Source organism: Aerococcus sp. L_32 (assembly GCF_050689315.1).
This window is the reverse complement of sequence record NZ_JBOEQF010001085.1, coordinates 1-624: the sequence shown is the minus strand read 5'-3', so window position 1 is coordinate 624 and position 624 is coordinate 1. Positions and strand designations below refer to the sequence as shown.

At 42.1% G+C, this 624-nt stretch carries 1 protein-coding gene; it reads left to right on the top strand.

Annotated elements, in window-relative coordinates; genetic code table 11:
* The coding region (locus tag ACRCJ0_RS18300; RefSeq protein ID WP_431391567.1) for a YggS family pyridoxal phosphate-dependent enzyme at positions 1–472 on the top strand (472 nt) is incomplete at its 5' end.
* Positions 473–624: the final 152 nt, after the last annotated feature.

Sequence of the window (624 nt, the reverse complement as noted above, 5' to 3'; positions counted from 1 at the left end):
TGATATTGTATGGCATTTAATTGGCACCTTGCAAACCCGTAAGGTCAAAGATGTCATTAATGAGATCGATTATTTCCATGCCCTTGACCGGTTAAAACTGGCCAAGGAAATTGACAAGCGGGCGGACAAGGTTATTAAATGTTTCCTACAGGTCAATGTTTCTGGCGAGGAATCTAAGCATGGTATTGCACCAGCTGAGCTTGATGCCTTTATCGAAGCAGTGGCGGAATTTCCTAAAGTAGAGATTGTGGGCTTGATGACAATGGCACCAATTGACGCGACGGATGAAGAGATTCACCAATATTTTGCCAACTTGCGTCAATTAAGAGATCAAGTGCAAGCTTTGGGTAAAGACTATGCACCGTGCCAACACTTGAGCATGGGGATGTCAGGTGATTATCCAATTGCAGTCGCTGAGGGCGCTGATTTTGTCAGAGTAGGTTCAGCTATATTTAACACAGAAACCGAGTAAACGGAGGAATCCAATATGGGTTTTAAAGACTATTTTGCAAATTTCTTTGACAATGATGATTATGAAGACGACTACTATGAGCAAGAGACGGTAGATACTAGTGATTCAAAGTCATTTGAAGAGCCAGTTGCTGAAAATCCAGCTAAAGCTGT